The sequence below is a fragment of the Litorivivens sp. genome (assembly GCF_041624475.1).
Lineage (GTDB): Bacteria > Pseudomonadota > Gammaproteobacteria > Pseudomonadales > Spongiibacteraceae > Litorivivens.
The window spans coordinates 195,162-211,085 of the sequence record NZ_JBFJUX010000005.1; the positions used below are offsets into that span (position 1 = coordinate 195,162).

Annotated in this window: 12 protein-coding genes; 5 read left to right on the forward strand and 7 right to left on the reverse strand. The window is 57.0% G+C overall.

Annotated elements, in window-relative coordinates; all coding sequences use genetic code 11:
- Positions 1 to 4: 4 nt before the first annotated feature.
- Positions 5 to 1,528, reverse strand: a complete 1,524-nt coding sequence (locus ABY734_RS08375; RefSeq protein ID WP_372778530.1) for a response regulator — start codon at positions 1,526 to 1,528, stop codon at positions 5 to 7.
- Positions 1,521 to 4,607, reverse strand: a complete 3,087-nt coding sequence (locus tag ABY734_RS08380) for a cache domain-containing protein (protein ID WP_372778531.1) — start codon at positions 4,605 to 4,607, stop codon at positions 1,521 to 1,523. Before ABY734_RS08380 ends, ABY734_RS08375 begins: the two co-directional genes overlap by 8 nt.
- A 155-nt stretch (positions 4,608 to 4,762) precedes the next feature.
- On the opposite strand from ABY734_RS08380, the gene fixJ reads away from it, so the two are divergent.
- On the forward strand, positions 4,763 to 5,380 hold the full coding sequence (fixJ, locus tag ABY734_RS08385; protein WP_372778532.1) for a response regulator FixJ: 618 nt from the start codon (positions 4,763 to 4,765) through the stop codon (positions 5,378 to 5,380).
- 15 nt (positions 5,381 to 5,395) lie between these two features.
- Here fixJ and ABY734_RS08390 read toward each other — a convergent pair whose 3' ends face one another.
- The 3 genes from ABY734_RS08390 to ABY734_RS08400 are packed head-to-tail and all read right to left on the reverse strand — an operon-like array spanning position 5,396 to position 9,008.
- Positions 5,396 to 5,713 carry a YqcC family protein gene (locus ABY734_RS08390; protein ID WP_372778533.1) on the reverse strand — a complete coding sequence of 106 codons (318 nt, stop codon included), beginning with the start codon at positions 5,711 to 5,713 and terminating at the stop codon, positions 5,396 to 5,398.
- Entirely contained in the window at positions 5,710 to 7,836 is a 2,127-nt protein-coding gene (gene dinG, locus ABY734_RS08395) for an ATP-dependent DNA helicase DinG (protein ID WP_372778534.1), read from the reverse strand. The genes ABY734_RS08390 and dinG overlap by 4 nt, the downstream gene beginning before the upstream one ends.
- Before the next feature lie 2 nt (positions 7,837 to 7,838).
- Positions 7,839 to 9,008, reverse strand: a complete 1,170-nt coding sequence (locus ABY734_RS08400) for a 1-acyl-sn-glycerol-3-phosphate acyltransferase (RefSeq protein WP_372778535.1) — start codon at positions 9,006 to 9,008, stop codon at positions 7,839 to 7,841.
- A 197-nt stretch (positions 9,009 to 9,205) separates the two neighbouring features.
- Here ABY734_RS08400 and ABY734_RS08405 point away from each other — a divergent pair, with 197 nt between their 5' ends.
- Both ABY734_RS08405 and ABY734_RS08410 read left to right on the forward strand, forming a co-directional pair.
- Complete coding sequence (locus tag ABY734_RS08405) at positions 9,206 to 10,405, forward strand: amidohydrolase family protein (RefSeq protein ID WP_372778536.1); 1,200 nt, start codon at positions 9,206 to 9,208, stop codon at positions 10,403 to 10,405.
- Between the two features lie 116 nt (positions 10,406 to 10,521).
- Positions 10,522 to 13,020, forward strand: coding sequence for a TonB-dependent receptor (locus tag ABY734_RS08410; protein ID WP_372778537.1), 2,499 nt, complete (start codon positions 10,522 to 10,524; stop codon positions 13,018 to 13,020).
- Positions 13,021 to 13,082: 62 nt separating this feature from the next.
- Here ABY734_RS08410 and ABY734_RS08415 read toward each other — a convergent pair whose 3' ends face one another.
- Positions 13,083 to 13,289: a cold-shock protein gene (locus ABY734_RS08415; protein ID WP_372778539.1), complete on the reverse strand. Its 207-nt coding sequence runs from the start codon at positions 13,287 to 13,289 to the stop codon at positions 13,083 to 13,085.
- Positions 13,290 to 13,522: 233 nt separating this feature from the next.
- Positions 13,523 to 14,239, reverse strand: a complete 717-nt coding sequence (locus ABY734_RS08420) for a Crp/Fnr family transcriptional regulator (RefSeq protein ID WP_372778540.1) — start codon at positions 14,237 to 14,239, stop codon at positions 13,523 to 13,525.
- A 91-nt stretch (positions 14,240 to 14,330) separates the two neighbouring features.
- Between ABY734_RS08420 and ABY734_RS08425 the strand changes: the two genes are divergently transcribed.
- Both ABY734_RS08425 and ABY734_RS08430 read left to right on the forward strand, forming a co-directional pair.
- Positions 14,331 to 15,107, forward strand: a complete 777-nt coding sequence (locus ABY734_RS08425) for a class II aldolase/adducin family protein (protein WP_372778541.1) — start codon at positions 14,331 to 14,333, stop codon at positions 15,105 to 15,107.
- Positions 15,108 to 15,119: 12 nt separating this feature from the next.
- Positions 15,120 to 15,449 (forward strand): Mpo1-like protein, encoded by a 330-nt coding sequence (locus tag ABY734_RS08430; protein WP_372778542.1) that lies wholly within the window; start codon positions 15,120 to 15,122, stop codon positions 15,447 to 15,449.
- Positions 15,450 to 15,924 lie beyond the last annotated feature (475 nt).

Genomic DNA, 15,924 nt, shown 5'->3' on the forward strand with positions numbered 1-15,924 from the left:
GCGATCAGCGCACCGGAAACTGGCAGTAGAAAATGGCCCCGCCCTTCGGGTTGGGCCGGTAGCCAATCGAGCCGCCGTGGGCCTGCACTATAGCCTGACAGATCGACAGGCCCACGCCCATACCGCCCTCCTTGGTCGTCACAAAGGGTGAAAACAGTTTTTCTTCCATCTCCGCACTGAGACCGCAACCGCGGTCTTCCACAGCGAAGCCTACATCGTCAGCGTCTTTGTAGGTGCGCACCAGAACACCGCCGAAATCCTCGGGCGCGCCGCGCATAGCTTCCATCGCATTGCGTATTAGATTCAGACCGATCTGCTGTACTTGCACATCGTCGGCAAGGGTTGCAGGCAACTCCGGCGCCGGCTGAAAATCAATCGCGACACCGTTAATGCGCGAATCCACTTCCGCCAGCATCACCACTTCCTGCATCACGGTATTGAGGTCGAGTGGCAGGCGACCTTCCGTTGTGGGCTTGCGGATATAACTGCGCAGGCGCTGTATAACGTCAGACGCCCGCTGTGACTGAACAACAATCTTGTCGAGTATTTCGGTCAGTTTGTTTTTATCGGGTTGCTCCTGTTCGAGAAAGCGCTGCGCAACGCGGGCGTAGTTGCTGACCGCCGTCAGCGGTTGATTGACCTCATGGGCAATACCCGCCGCCATTTCACCACCGGTGCTGAGTCGCTCCATATGGGCCAAATGTTGGCGCTGGTTATGCAGCTCTTCGCGTGCCGCTTCAAGCGCATGCTGATTATTCAACCAGTCGGTGATATCGCGCAGTACCACCACGCGCCGCTCGCCCTCGAGCGACGCGCAATACATCGCTACCGTCAAATCTCGGCCATCGCTGGTGTGCAGCTTGAGCTCGTCCAGAGATAAGCGCTCGCCTTCAACAAGAGCCTTTTCAATCCTCGGCTTCAGAGACTGAAAATCAAATATGGTAAAAAGATTTTCACCAATGCACTGCTGCTGGGCCAGCCCGGCCAGACTCTCAGCCTGCGGATTGACGCTGCTGATACGCCCTTGTCGATCAAGCCCAAAGATAGCTTCAGTCACCGCGCGCAAAATCTGAAAGTTTTCATCTTCCAGTTCAGCGTTGCGGCGGGCGAGCTCCATCTCAAGCCGGTGTATGCGCAGCTGGGTGCGAACCCGCGCGCGCACTTCCTCGGCCTGAAAGGGCTTGGAAATGTAATCCACCGCCCCCAGTGAAAACCCTTCAACCTTGGAATCAGTATCCGTCAGCGCGGACAGGAAAATAACGGGGATACCGCGCGTTTCAGGGTTGGCTTTCAGGCGACGACACACCTCAAAACCGTCCATGCCCGGCATCATGATGTCGAGCAGTATCAGTGAGGGAAAGGCTTTCTCGGCGATGGACAGCGCCTGCTCGCCATCCCGGGCAGCCAGCAGGGTATAACCAGAATTTTCCAGGGTTTTATAGAGCACCTGCAGGTTCGTGGGATTGTCATCCACGAGCAAAACCTGTTCGGCACTGCGCCCCGATAAAGTTTCGTTCAAATCAACCATCGGCCACCTGCAGCAGTTGCTTCAAGCCCTGAAAATCAAAGTTTTGCAAAAGGCTTTGCGCATACTTAGCATAGCTGGCGTACTCACCAGAAGTGCGGGATTCGCAAAACTCGCTCATTGCGGCAATATCACCCAACGCCAGCAGTTCCAGCAAGGCCTCGCGCTCCGCCTCTGGAAAGGCTGGACCGTCGTAGGCTGGCCCGGATTCTGCCGCGCCATTGCCGGAATTTTCTGTCACTTCGGCGAAAGCCTCCCCCCTGACCGAACCGTCCTGCAAAGCCTGATCAGAAACATCCGGCGCGACATGTTTGGCAATGACGCGTATCAGTTCCTCATACTGCACCGGCTTGGAAACATAGTCGTTGCAACCGTAGTCAGAAGCTTTCGAGAGAGCACCCAGATCGGCACTGGCCGTTACCATAATCACGACGATATTCTCGTAGTCGGGGTTACGGCGTATTTCCTGCACACAGTCCAAGCCATCCATTCTCGGCATCTTGTAATCCAGCAGTATCAGATCAACCTTTTCCTGCTGCAGAATATTCATGACTTCCGAGCCGTCGGTCGCCAGATGGACGGCATCGACCACAGAGTCCAGCATACCCTTCAAAACAATGCGATTGTCAGCATTGTCGTCGGCCACCACGACGCGCAATTCACTCAGAGCCGCCAGCATTTGGTCAGTAATATGCTGACCGGCCCCTTTGCGGCGATCGTGTTGAATAAGGCCCTGTTCCTCCAGCGGTATGTCAAAGGCAAAGGTAGTTCCTTTGCCCAGTGCACTGCTTACCGTTAACTCTCCGCCCATCGCTTCACACAAGCGCCGGCAGATCGCCAGACCCAAACCCGTGCCCTTGCCATCGTGTTCGTTAACGCGTCGGAAGGGCTCAAAAATCCCCTTGATCTTGTCGTCAGGAATCCCAACACCAGTATCAATAACGCTGAACAACAGCACCTTGCGCTCTTCATCAAAGTCCACCTCCAGGGTGACTTTGCCCTCCTCGGTAAACTTAACCGCATTGCCGAGCAGGTTGACCAGAATCTGCCGGAGTTTCACTTCGTCAGTGCGGATCAGGTCCGGTACCGAACCGGCTACCTTGTGTTCGTAACCAAGGTTCTTGGCTTGGGCGCGTTGTCGGAGAATATCGCTGACGCTGGCAAGAATGTCGCGCAGGTTTGCGGTATGCATGGAGATACTGACCGTACCGCTTTCCACCTTGGCGAGGTCGAGTACATCATTGATCAACGTCAGCAGATGCTGGCCGCAATTTTCGATGGCATCGAGATAGCCCTGCGACTCCTGCGGCAGCTTTTTCTGTCGCTGCAGCAGCTGCACATAACCCAGCACGCCATTGAGCGGCGTGCGCAGTTCGTGGCTGGCGCTGGACAGGAACTGGCTCTTGGCGTGGTTGGCATCTTCGGCTGCAATACGAGCCTGAACCAGCTCCTCTTCCATTCGCTTGCGTTCAGTAATATCGCTCATGATACCCAGAGCGCGCTGGGGCTCGCCGCTGTCTGACACATCAACAATGTCGCCCCGGCTAAGAATCCAGCGGTAAACACCGGCGTCGTCCCGAATCCGGAATTCAACACTGACGTTGCCGTCCGGTGACTCGCTGCTGCCAACCATCCTGCCAAGCACATCGACATCTTCCGGGTGGCACATCATGCCAAAGCGTTTCAGACTGATGCTCTCCGGCGGGTTCGGATAACCCAGCTGGCGATAGAAACCTTCACCGATGGCAATGCGGTCGTTTTCAATATCCAGATCCCACAGGTGGCTTTGCGAGGCCTGCAGTGCCAACTGGAAGCGATGTTCGCTTAGCTTGAGCGCATATTCGGTTTCACTGCGGGTCTGAACCATGTAATTGGCGTGATGCGCCAGTTCTTCAAACTCTGCGAAGGGCAGCTCCTTCACATCGATACGGGTTGAGCTCTCACTGGCCTTGGCAAAGAACTCCTGAAAACGATGAAAGCCCTGCGCATTCAGCCCCGCCAGACGCCGCGCCACCAACGTGGCAATAATCATCAACGCCAGGGCGACCGAGGAGATAAACAGGGTGTGGTTGATAACCCGCTCCTGCAGCGCCTGCCGCTCGGACTCCATCAAGGCGTAATATTCGTCCAGAAAAAAACCGGCGCCCACCGCCCAATTCCATTGCGGATAGAGTTGGACATAACTCACCGCAGGGGAACGCTGCTGCCCACCGGGGCGCTGCCACTCCAGCTCCACCAGACGCCCCTCTTTCTGCCCCTCCGCCTGCATTACCTCGACTACGTTATCCATACCCGGCTGCAATTTGCCCAGCATGTCGGGGTTGTATGGGTTCACCAGCTGCTTGCCCGAGTAATCCGTGACAAACAGCACGGAGCTGTCGACATCGAAGGGAACTGCTGCGAGCCGCTCTATAACTTCCTGCTTGACCCGCTCGATTTCGTCGCGCAGATAAACGCTGGCCCCGATATACAGATCCAGCGGTTTGTAATAGTAGACAAAACTGACATTGCGATGGACCTGCTCGCTGCCCTGATCACTGAAACGAAACTCGAGAATGCCCTGATTTTTTGTATGGGTGGCGGCTTTGATCTGATCGGCAAATTGACGCAGCATAGCGCTGTCGCGCAGGCGCTCGCGAGATTGCGGGTGCAATGGCGACAGCAGCGCACGACCATTGCCCTGCAAGGCAAAAAAGAAACCCTTCTGCTCGCGAAACCGCAAGGGCTCAATAGAGCTGCGCACTCGCGCCAGCATCTGCTGTCTGGAGTCGGTCGTCGCAAACTGTTTGTGCATATTGGCCATGAGCGCAAGTGCTACGGCCACTTCCTGACGCAACTCCTGATACAGCGAGCGGTTAAGCTGCGACTGCCGGTAGTCGATATAGTCCAGCGCCTTGGCAACTTCCCGCTTTAGCAGCTCGGTGCGAGAATCAACAAAGGTCTTGCGCAGGTTGTCCGACTGCGCCGTAAACTCTTCGTACTCCGTTGCAATCCAGACAGCGCCGTTAATGGCAACCGGCACTGCAGCCAGAGCGATCAGACTCACGAGGTAGATTTGTATCAGGCTTCTTTTCTTTCGCATCTGGCTCCCGTGCGACGATGCTGACCGGCAACGGTCTATGCTACCGCTGGACCGGATTTGACGCCAGCATACAAAAAAACGCGCAATTGATTGCTTTACCTGCTATTTTTATGAACTACAATGCCAAATATAAGAGTTATACAGCGGGGTATTCCATGGACGCAGGCGAAGCAACTGTCTTCATTGTAGAAGATGATGAAGCAGTGCGTGATTCCCTAAAACTGATGCTGGAGTCGCTCGGCCACAAGGTAGCAGCCTTTGAACGCGCCGACGCCTTTCTCGAAGCCTATGATCCAGAATCTCCTGGCTGCATCGTACTCGACATCCGAATGCCCGGCATGAACGGCATGGAGTTACAGCGCAAGCTGAACGCCATGACCTCCATTCTCCCGATCATTTTTGTCACCGGCCACGGCGACGTACCCATGGCGGTAGAAGCGATGCAACAGGGGGCTGTGGACTTCGTGCAGAAGCCCTACCGGGAACAGGAACTGCTCGACAAGATCCAGAAAGCCATCGCCCAAGACGCGGAAAATCGTCAGGAGCTGCGGGAAGTACAGGTGATTCGCAGTCGCTACGACGAACTGACCCCCCGCGAGAGCGAAGTGATGGCAATGATGGTGGACGGCAAGGCCAACAAGGTTATCGCCATCGATCTGGACATCAGCCAGCGCACGGTTGAGATTCACCGGGCCCGTGTCATGGAGAAGATGAACGCGCGATCGCTGGCGCAGCTGGTACGCATGTCCATGGCGCTAAAGAACAACGCCTGATCCCGCGCCGCCCTGCTACTCAGCGCGGGTTATCGCCTCATCCAGCCGGCCGATAACGCTTACCAGCGCTGCGCTCGGATTTGACATCGCCTGTTCCAGCACCGGCTTGATCTCGCACTTGGCTGGCATGGTCGTTTCCGCCTCAACAATCGCACGTATCCGCGGAATAAACACGAACTGCAACCACTCCTCCAGCGCCAGGGTATCCACGCAGAAGGGCTGGCTGCTGGCCAAGGCTTCCGGCGCTGGCGGCTCGCTGGCCCACAAGCCGCTGTTGCGCATAACCGCCTCCAGATCGATCAGCAGAGAGCTGATTTCCGCGTAGCCGCTCACGATTCGAACACTCGCCTGAAAGGCGGCAGCGAATCGAGCATTTTCTGTCCGTAACGGCGGGTCAACACACGCCTGTCCAGCAGAGTAATATGGCCGCTGTCGCTTTCCTTGCGCAGCAGGCGACCACTGGCCTGCACCAATTTCAGCGCCGCGTCAGGCACGGAAATTTCCATAAACGCATTGCCCTTGTTCTTTTCGATCCACTCCGCCAGCGCCTGTTCCACCGGATCGTCCGGCGGCGCAAAGGGCAGCTTGGCGATAATCACGTGGCGACAGTAATCTCCGGGCAAATCCACGCCTTCGGCAAAGCTCGCCAGCCCGAACAGGGTACTGTATTCCCCTTGATCGATACGCTCGCAGTGCTGTTTGATCATTTCGTGCTTGGAGTGCTCGCCCTGCTTGAGAATCTGGGCCTGAAGGTCCGCCTCCAGCCCGTCGTAGACCGCCAGCATCTGCCGCCAAGAGGCAAATAGCGCCAGTGTGCCCCGCTCTTGTCGCAACAGCTCGGGCATCATGTCGATCAGGGCCTCGGTGTGCGCCAGCGCATCGCCCGCATCACAGGGCATGGCCGGCACTCGCAGTTCGGCCTTTTCCTGATGAATAAAGGGGCTGGGAACCACCGCGCATTCACTCAACTCCGTTAGCCCGGCACGCATTGAGAGGCGTTCAAACTCACCCAAGGCCGTCAGAGTTGCCGAGGTGAGTACGGCGCCATAGCAACGCTTCCAGAGGGTGCTGATCAGGGTGTTGGCCGCCAGGATGGGGCTACAGCACAAATCCATATCACCTGCTGCGCTGAGACCTTCAACCAACTTCACCCAGCGCGCCAAGGGCGGGTTTTCCTCCTCACCGGCGCTCTGATAATTGCGCCACAGACCCATCTGTTGTTCGACCCGGCGCTGAATAGTGGCGACTGCAGCCAGCCACTGCTCCAGCAGCTCCCGGTCAATCTGCTTGCTGCGCTTGTCGAGAGCTTCTTCAAAGGCTTCCTGCACGTCGTCGGCCTCGGCCAGCACACCGCTGCAGACCTGCATCAGTTCACCGGCCTGACGGCGCAGCAGATCCGGCACAATGCCGTGTTCAAAGCGCAGCACATCGCCACCCCCGCGCGCCTCCAAGCCCTCATTCACAATCGAGCTGATCAGTGGCGAGGCTTCGCGCTGCAGTTCCAGCAAAGCCGACATCTGCCCGGCCAGACCATCGATCAAGGCGCGCTGTTCGCCTTGCGGCAATTGCTCAGCCATGCCGCGCACGGCCCGGAGCGTTTGCTCCAACCAGCGCTCGGTGGCAAAAAAACGGACCTGAAAACTGAAGTGATTGATCACCTTGTCCGGCAGGTGATGGGCCTCATCAAAAACGTAGATTACGTCTTCCGGCGGCGGCAGAATCGCCCCCCCGCCGAGGGCCAGATCAGCCAGTACCAGATCGTGGTTGGCGACAATCACATCGACATCGAGCAGGTTCTCGCGGGCGCGGAAAAAGGCGCATTCGCGTATAAAGCTGCAGCGCCGTCCAGTGCACTGGGCCGGCTCGGTGGTTACCCGCTGCCAGGCCTCATCGTCGACTGCGTCCGGCCACTGGTCGCGATCGCCGTCCCAGGTATTGCGGGCCAGCGCATCCGCCATACTGTGAAACAGTTTGACCTGCTGGGCTTCGGGCTGAGCAGCCACTTCATCCGGGTAAAGCAGCTGGTTTTGCGAGCCACCCCCCGAGAGCTGCTGATCTAGCCGGGCGTGGCAAAGGTAACGCTGCCGCCCCTTGGCCAGGGCAAAGTCAAAATCCAGCCCGGAGTGTTCAATGAGGTCGGGAATGTCGCGCAACAGAATCTGTTCCTGCAGGGCCACGGTTGCGGTGGACACCACCAGGGTTTTGCGCCGCGCCCGGGCAATGGGCAGGGCGGCAATCAGATAGGCCAGAGTTTTGCCGGTACCCGTACCTGCCTCTACCACCGCCAGCGGTTTGCCGCCCTTGCGCTGGCCGGCTTCATCAGTGGGAATCGCCGACAGGGTGCGGGCAATATGGGCGATCATCAGGCGCTGGCCGTAACGCGCCTTCAGGCCCTTCGAGGTCAGGAAGCCCGAATAGGCTGATTGGATTTCCTGTTTGAGGCTGTCGTCCACCACCCTCAGCCTGTCTCCGCTGCCCGCAGGGACAGTTTCGCAATGACCGGATTGGCGTATATGGCCAGGGCCTTGGAGCGATGAGCTTCGGGAATGCCCGCCAGACGGGCCTGAAAGGCCGCCTTGGAGTCACTGTTCATCGGCCCCAGCTCGGTAAGCACGTCGTCCGGCAGCTGCTGCCAGTCATCGCGGCCGGTCTGCTGCTCATAGGCCCAGATATTACTGGGCTGCAGCCGGTATTCCTGCACGATCTGCCGGTCAATCGCTACGGCCACTTCATTAGGGGTGGTGAAATCCTGCTGCAGGGGCTCGCCAAAGTGGACGTGTACCCGTCCTTTCTGGCCGCGAATACCCATCGCAATGCTCTGCAGGTCTTCGAACTCGGCCTTCTCATAGGCGCCATCCTGCTCGCGCAGGGCCAGCTCGCGGGCCTTGGCGGCATCGCAGGGGTCCCATTCGTAGGAAATGGCTACCGGCACAATGCCGAGGGTTTTGATGAAGTCGCCGAAGGCTTCTTCGGACTTTTTCTGGCTCATGCACAGCATTTTGATAATGGCGGGCTCGGTCACATCAATACCATCCTTGGCGCGCCCTTCTCGCTGCGCCAGCCAGATGGTGGCCTGCTCTTCGGTGAGCGAATGGCGAATATAGCTGGACAGGGTCTTGTAAGCCGCCAGCATCTGGCGGGGGCCCTTGGCGGAGCGCCTGACGATAAAGCTTTTGTTGAGACGCATCAGATCCGCGGCAAAGGGCTTGCTGAGGAGGTTATCGCCAATGGCGATGCGCACGGTGTCACCCCCATTGTGATAGAGCGCATAGTTGACGAAGGCCGGGTCGAGGGCGATATCCCGGTGGTTGCTGATCAGCAACCAGGGCCGCTCCAGCGAGAGGTTTTCCAGACCGGAAACCGTAAACCGGGTGGTCGTAGTCTCTATCATTTCGTCCATGTAGAGCTTTACGATCTGCTGAAACTGGCGCACGGTCGCCACGCCTTTCAACTGACGTTTCAGAACATGGCGGACCAGTGGCCGCACCAGCTTCGGGAACCAGCGCTGCAGGCGCGGCGCCCGCAGGCCCGCCATGGTATCCAGCAGTTCCCGGTCATTGAGCAACTTACCCAGCACGGGGGCGACTTCATCGTCGCGGTAGGGCCTGATATCGGCAAAATTATCCATACTTCTCTTGTCTTATCCCCAGTGGCAAGGGGCTTACCCAGCCCCCGCCATCAAATCAGGCGGCTATTCTACAGCATTCCCGAAAGCCCGTGCCTGCGCGCATTTTTGCCATGCAAAAGTGGCCGCTGTGCACATCGCAACCGCGTCTCGGCGGGCGTATTCTAGAAGCATCGGTTATTTTCTTTCAGGAGCCAATCATGAGTGATGAGCTGGGCTACAAACCCTTTGATTGCGACAATCATTACTACGAGGCCGAAGACGCCTTCACCCGCCACGTACCCAAGAACATGCGTGCTCGCTGCGTGCAGTGGGCAGAGATTGAAGGACGCAAGCGCCATATCGTCGGCGGCAAGGTTTCCTATGCGGTCACCAACCCGACCTGGGATCCCATCGCCAAACCGGGCTCCATCTCAGATTTCCTGCGCGGCAACCCCAATAAACTCAAGCCCGAAGAACTGCTGAGCGACCCGGAACCCCTGCCCGACTGCTATATCAACCGCGATGCACGAATCAAAACCCTGGATGAACAGGGTCTGGACGCCATGTGGCTGTTCCCGACGCTGGGCGTGCTCTACGAAGAGCTGCTCAAGCACGACATCGAAGCCGTTCGCACCCAGTTTCGTGCCTTTAACCGCTGGCTCGACGAAGACTGGGGCTGCAACTACCAGAACCGTATTTTTGGCTCACCCTATATCACCCTGGCCGACGTGAACTTTGCCTGCGAAGAACTGGAATGGGCGATCAAGCAAGGCGCGCGAACCGTTTGCATGCGCCCGTCTGCAGTCTGGACTGCTGACGGCCCCCTGTCGCCCTCGCACCCCAAATTTGACCCCTTCTGGGCGCGGGTGAACGAAGCGGGTATCACCGTCGTTATTCACGCCTCGGATTCCGGCTACACCACCCACGGCTATGTGGATGACGGTTTCAGCACGGGCGGCTCGAACGCCTTCAGCTCGTGGGCACCGAACATAAAGCATTTCAATATAGAGCGGGCCGCCTACGATTTTCTGGTTACCCTGTGCTATGAAAAGCTGTTCGAACGCTTCCCCAACCTGCGCATCGCCTCCATTGAAAACGGCGCTGAATTCCTGCCTGACCTGGTGCGCAAACTGAAGCAGTCGCGCGACCGCATGGCCACGATGGGCTACTACAAGGAAGACCCGGTGGAGCTGTTCAAGCGCCACGTATGGATCAACCCCTTCTGGGAAGACGATGTTTACGAAGTGGAAGAAATCATGGGCGCCGACCGTGTGATTTTTGGCTCTGACTGGCCGCATATTGAAGGTATGCCGACACCACTGGACTACGTACCCGAACTGTCGAAGTTTGATGATGCGAAAAAGAAACTCATTCTGCGCGACAACGTTGTCGCTTTGAACGAATTGAATCCCGCCTAAACCCTTCCCGGCTCCCATCCAGGGAGCCACCCCTCGGTAATCCCTTATACCGGCGTGTGTAATAGCGACTACATTTTAACTACTGTGCACCCATTTTAAGCGCCGAGGATTCAAGTATGAAACAGCCCACACGGCTCGGATTTGGCGGGATAGCCATTGCCAGTCTGCTGCACCCGCTTTGCGTTAACGCTGACCGGATACTCGAAGAGGTTATTGTTACTGCGACCAAACGGGAGCAGGCCATCAACTCCATTCCGGTGGCAGTGTCCGCCTATACCAGCTCGCAGATGGAGCAATCCGGCATTCGTGATGTCAGTGAGCTGACGGCGATCTCTCCGTTTATCAGCTACGGCAGTACCGAGAGTTCCGCCAGCGGCAATCTCAGCATTCGCGGGATCGGTACGCTGGGGACAGACCCAGGCCTGGAATCCTCAGTCGGGGTCTTTATCGACGGGGTCTACCGGAACCGCTCCGGTGTGGCCATTGACGAATTGGGCGAGGTCGAGCGGGTTGAAGTACTCCGCGGACCACAGGGCTCTCTGTTCGGCCGCAACACTTCCGCCGGCCTGATTCATGTCATTACCAAAAAGCCCAATATGGAAGAACTCGAAGGCTATGCCGAGCTGACGGCAGGCAATTATGATCTGCTGCAATTCGGTGGTGCCGTATCTGCGCCGCTGATCGATAATACGCTGGCAGGTCGCATCGAGCTGGTGGCGACTCAGAGAGATGGCTTTCTGGAAGATATCAACAGCAGCGACACCTACAATGACCGGGATCGCTACATGATGCGCGGTCAACTGCTCTGGCATGCCAGCGATTCCGTTACCGCCCGGTTTATTCTCGATTACAGTGATCGCAAGGAATTGTGCTGCGGCTCACCGAGCTCACAGAAAGGCAACCCCCTCGAAGACGTAACCAACTTTCCGAATAGTCGCGGAGACGCCGGGTTAGACGCAGATGATGACCCCTACGATCTCAAGATCGCGACCACGTCCGGGCGCCAACAGACAGAGGAAACTGAACAGGCTGGACTCTCGGCGGAAGTCACCTGGGATCTGGAAAACTCCCAGCTGACCTCCATTACAGCCTTTAGAGAGTGGGAGGTTGTTCTTGAAGGCGACACCGATTTCAGCGGCGCTGACTTGTTATTTTACGAGGAAGGTAGCCCACGGGCGCAAAAATTTGAGACCTTTACCCAAGAGTTGCGCTGGCAGGGCGCCTGGGACGGCGGCAGCTGGCTGGTCGGCGTATTCTTTGCCGATGAAGTGCTGAGCGGTGAATTCGCCCCGCGCTACGGTGCCGACATGAACAGCTACGCGCAGCGCTATGTTAATGGCGCCATTCCCAGTGTACCCAATGCCTATCAGACGGCCACCACTTATCCCGCGGGCCCAGTGCCCAGTGGCAGCGGCGCGCAGGCACAATTTATCGGCGGTGAAGGAATCGGCGATGAGAGCGAACAGAACAGTGAAAGCATCGCGATCTTTACCCAGGAAGATTTCGATCTGACTGAAAACCTTGTACTGACCGTAGGCGCACGCTATACCCGCGAAGAAAAAGATATCACGATCAATAGCGTGAATGGTTTTAGCCCCATCGGCACCGGCCCCGGCGGTGGTGGCGGCAATCCCTGTCAGGCGGCAGCAGCGAACGCCGCAACCGCAGCGGCGACCAATCAGCCCGCACCCACTCAGGCTTTCTACAACGGAGCCCGGGATATTGTGTGCGGCATTGCCGCCATCACCGGACCGCTGATCTCGGAAGGCCGCTATGAATCGGATCGGAAGGACACTGAACTGACCGGCACCGTCAAGCTCGCCTACACCGCAGAGGACGGCACCCTCTACTTCGCCAATGTGGCCCGCGGCTTTAAAGGCGGCGGTTTCAATCAGACCCGCTTGAGTCTGTTGCCGCTCAACAGCTCAGGGGACTCCTTGGGTTTTGATGCAGAAAAAGCCGACACCTTTGAGCTGGGAATGAAAACCTACCTGCTTGATCGAACCCTGTCGCTCAACACAACCCTGTTTTATTCGCGTTTTGAGGACTATCAGCTAGGGCAGTTCGACGGCATTACACTGAAAACCTTCAGCATCGATGAAATTGATTCCGAAGGCGTGGAAATTGAAAGCCTCTGGCGCGCAACCGAGGGCCTGACGGTGACCGGCGCCGTGGTCTATACCAATAACCGCTATCCGGATGACTCCAACATCGACCAGGTAGCACCCACCACCGACGGCAATCTCCGCGCCGGTGCCCAGCTCAGCAAGGAATGGGCTGCGACCGCAGGGGTCACCTATTCCGCGCCACTGACTGACAAGCTTGCGTTTATCGCCCATCTTGATGCCCGCTATACTGGGGATTATCACTCAAACTCATCACTCGATAATGACTTTAAAGAGGGAGCCTATACGGTAGTTAACGGCAGGCTGAGCGTAGGGGATATGGGCCGAAACTGGGTTGTCGAGGCCTGGGCCAGAAACCTGACCGACACCGAGTATGCACCGATCCAGTTTGACCCGCCGCCGATTCAGGGGCGCGGTGGCAATGGCCGCATTGGCGACTTTATAGGCGAGCCTCGTACCTTTGGCCTGACCGCAAGACGCAATTTCTAGCTGTCGGCAGCACAACCAAAAAAGGCGCTCAAATGAGCGCCTTTTTGGTTTTAAGCTGAGGCTTAAATCACCATTACATTGGCTGCTTGCGGGCCCTTGTCGCCCTGAACAACTTCAAACTCTACACGTTGGCCTTCTGCCAGCGTTTTGAAACCCGAACCTTGTATAGCACTGAAGTGAACGAATACGTCCTTGCCGCCATCCTGTTCCAAAAAGCCGAAGCCTTTAGTTTCGTTAAACCATTTTACCTGGCCAGTAGTTTTTGACATTGCACTTTCTCCTCGGCTTGTTCACCGAAATATTACTGAACAACTGCACATTGCAGCTTGGGGTGTTGACGGTAAGGCGCAGAATTAACTTGGAAAAACAAGATGAAGATCTAGTGCTTTGCTCACGTCTGTCAGCTGGCACTAACAGGCAGGTCGTTCTAAATTGCTTTACAAGGTTCTACTGAGTCTTAGTCAGCAAAATCGATTATACGATAACGCCTTTAGGCGTAAAGTCATTTCGAACTATTACCAAAGCTGGCGTCGATGTGTGTTTCAAGGGCATCGGAATCGCTGATGACAATCTTGCCGTAGGCTAGCTTTACCCAGCCCCGCTTCTCCAGCACTTTCAGCTCCTTGCTCACACTTTGGCGCGAGGCGCCCAGCATCCGGCCCAACTCATCCTGTGGCAGATGCAGGTCGATAAGCGTCCCTTCCGCATGGGCTTGGCCATAATCCTGCGACAGACTTAACAGCCGCTTGGCCAGGCGCTGTGACAGGGGTAACAGCATCAGGTCACTCATACCCTCCATCGCCATGCGCAGCTTGCGGCACAGAATCTGTACGAATGGCGCATACAGTTCCGGCTGCTCTTTGAGCAGATCGGTAATCGCCTGACGGGGAATCACCAGTACTTCCAGCTCACCGCTGGCCTGGGCATCGGTCACCCTCGGCAAGCCGTCAAATATGGAGATTTCTCCCAACCAGTCGCCGGCCTCAAACAGAGTGGCGGTCAGGGCTTTGCCGTCAATGGAGGTCGTGCCGATACGCACTCGCCCGCTCACAACCCCAAACAAGCCGGTTGGCTGATCGCCTCTGGCGTAGAGCAGCTCGCCATCCTGCAGGCGCCGCCGCTGGGCGCAGCGGGCAAGCTTGTCCAGCACATCATCGGGCAGCTGGGCAAACCAGGCATTGGTTGCCAGAGTCTCGCGAATAGTCGGTGTATGGCTCAAATTAGGGGTCCAATTGTCAATTCATTGACAGTTTTATTATCGGAAGCAGAGCAGTATTGTTACATAGTCTGTGAACCCAATGGAGGGTGCCATGAGCCCGACAGCGAGTAAAGCCGAGGACAGCCTGAAAGGCAAAGTCTCAGCAGAAGAATGGGAGGCCCGGGTCAATCTGGCGGCCGCTTACCGACTGGTTGCCCTGTACGGCTGGGATGACCTGGTGTTTACCCACATCTCGTCGCGAGTCCCGAACAGCGACCACCATTTTCTGATCAATCCCTACGGCATGATGTTTGAGGAAGTCACCGCTTCCTCACTGGTCAAGATCGACGCCGATGGCAATAAAATTCAAGACTCTCCTTACGATGTGAACCCGGCAGGCTTCACCATTCACAGCGCAATTCACGCTGCCCGCGACGATGCCCATTGTGTGATGCACACACATTCGCTGAACGGTGTGGCGGTCTCCACGCAAAAAGAAGGCCTGCTGCCGATTTCACAGCAGGCCACCCTGGTGCTCTCCAACCTCGGCTACCATGACTACGAAGGCATCGCCCTGAACGAAGACGAAAAGCCGCGGCTGGTCGCCGACCTCGGCGAGAACGTTTTTCTGATGCTGCGCAATCACGGTCTGCTCACCGTCGGCCAGACTCCGGCTGACGCCTTTCTCGCCATGTACATTTTCGAAGCGGCCTGCATGATTCAGGTGCGCGCGCTGGCAGGCAACCGCGAGCTGATTCCCGTTCAGCAGGAGATCCTCGACGGTGTGCGCGAAGCGGCCCAGGTCGTCACCAAAGGTATGTTCGGCGGCCTCGCCTGGCCGGGCCTGCTGCGCAAGCTCGACCGACAAAACCCCGGATACGATTTATAAGGAGGCAGGACTATGGACAAGCAGACACTGACCATTCCCGAAGGCGGTTTCACGTCCTTTCGCGAGTTTTACCCCTATTACCTGAGCGAGCACGACGACAGAACCTGCCGCCGTCTGCACGTGATTGGCACTACGCTGGTGATCGCCCTGGTAACCTACACCGTGCTTACACAGCAGTGGGCGTTTTTGTGGGCGCTTCCGCTGGTAGGCTATGGTTTTGCCTGGGTGGGACATTTTTTCTTCGAGAAGAACAAACCCGCCACCTTCAAGAATCCGCTGTACAGTTTGTGGGGGGATTTTGTGATGTGGAAGGATGTGGTGACAGGGAAGATTGGCTGGTAGAAGCCACATAATCTTCAAGTTCTCAACTACGGAGTACCGCAGTCCGCCCCCTTGGAGGCGCCGAGAAGCGCAAGTTTGCATCGGGCTAGAGCGAGCACTGTTCGAGTCCCGTAGCGGCGATAGCCGCGAAGGTCGAGTTGCGCAGCGACCGATGCAAACTGAGCATCGCAGGGAACCCGAAGGGCGCCGGAACGGGGTGTCCTTCTTTGGGTTACCTTTCTTCGACAAGGAAGACAAGTTGTTTACAACTTGGGCGCCGGTAGCGGCGACCCGAAGGGCTTTAGCAAAGGTAACTCGCCGATAGGCGAAACTATATCGCACATAATGATTTTCAGCGGAATTTTTAGCTACGGTTTCGCCCTGCTGGGCGAGTTACTTCTTTTTCCTCGTCGAAAAAGAAGTAACCAAGAAAAAGGACGCCCCGTTCCGCAGTCGGTTTCCGCTGCGCTCCAACCGATCCCCTGTGCGCTTCGCA

Coding starts and splice junctions, on each gene's coding strand:
- ABY734_RS08410 (WP_372778537.1), top strand. CDS start 10,522: ATGAAACAGCCCACACGGCTCGGATTTGGCGGGATAGCCATTGCCAGT.
- ABY734_RS08430 (WP_372778542.1), top strand. CDS start 15,120: ATGGACAAGCAGACACTGACCATTCCCGAAGGCGGTTTCACGTCCTTT.
- ABY734_RS08375 (WP_372778530.1), bottom strand. CDS start 1,528: ATGGTTGATTTGAACGAAACTTTATCGGGGCGCAGTGCCGAACAGGTT.
- fixJ (WP_372778532.1), top strand. CDS start 4,763: ATGGACGCAGGCGAAGCAACTGTCTTCATTGTAGAAGATGATGAAGCA.
- ABY734_RS08415 (WP_372778539.1), bottom strand. CDS start 13,289: ATGTCAAAAACTACTGGCCAGGTAAAATGGTTTAACGAAACTAAAGGC.
- ABY734_RS08425 (WP_372778541.1), top strand. CDS start 14,331: ATGAGCCCGACAGCGAGTAAAGCCGAGGACAGCCTGAAAGGCAAAGTC.
- ABY734_RS08400 (WP_372778535.1), bottom strand. CDS start 9,008: ATGGATAATTTTGCCGATATCAGGCCCTACCGCGACGATGAAGTCGCC.
- ABY734_RS08405 (WP_372778536.1), top strand. CDS start 9,206: ATGAGTGATGAGCTGGGCTACAAACCCTTTGATTGCGACAATCATTAC.
- ABY734_RS08380 (WP_372778531.1), bottom strand. CDS start 4,607: ATGCGAAAGAAAAGAAGCCTGATACAAATCTACCTCGTGAGTCTGATC.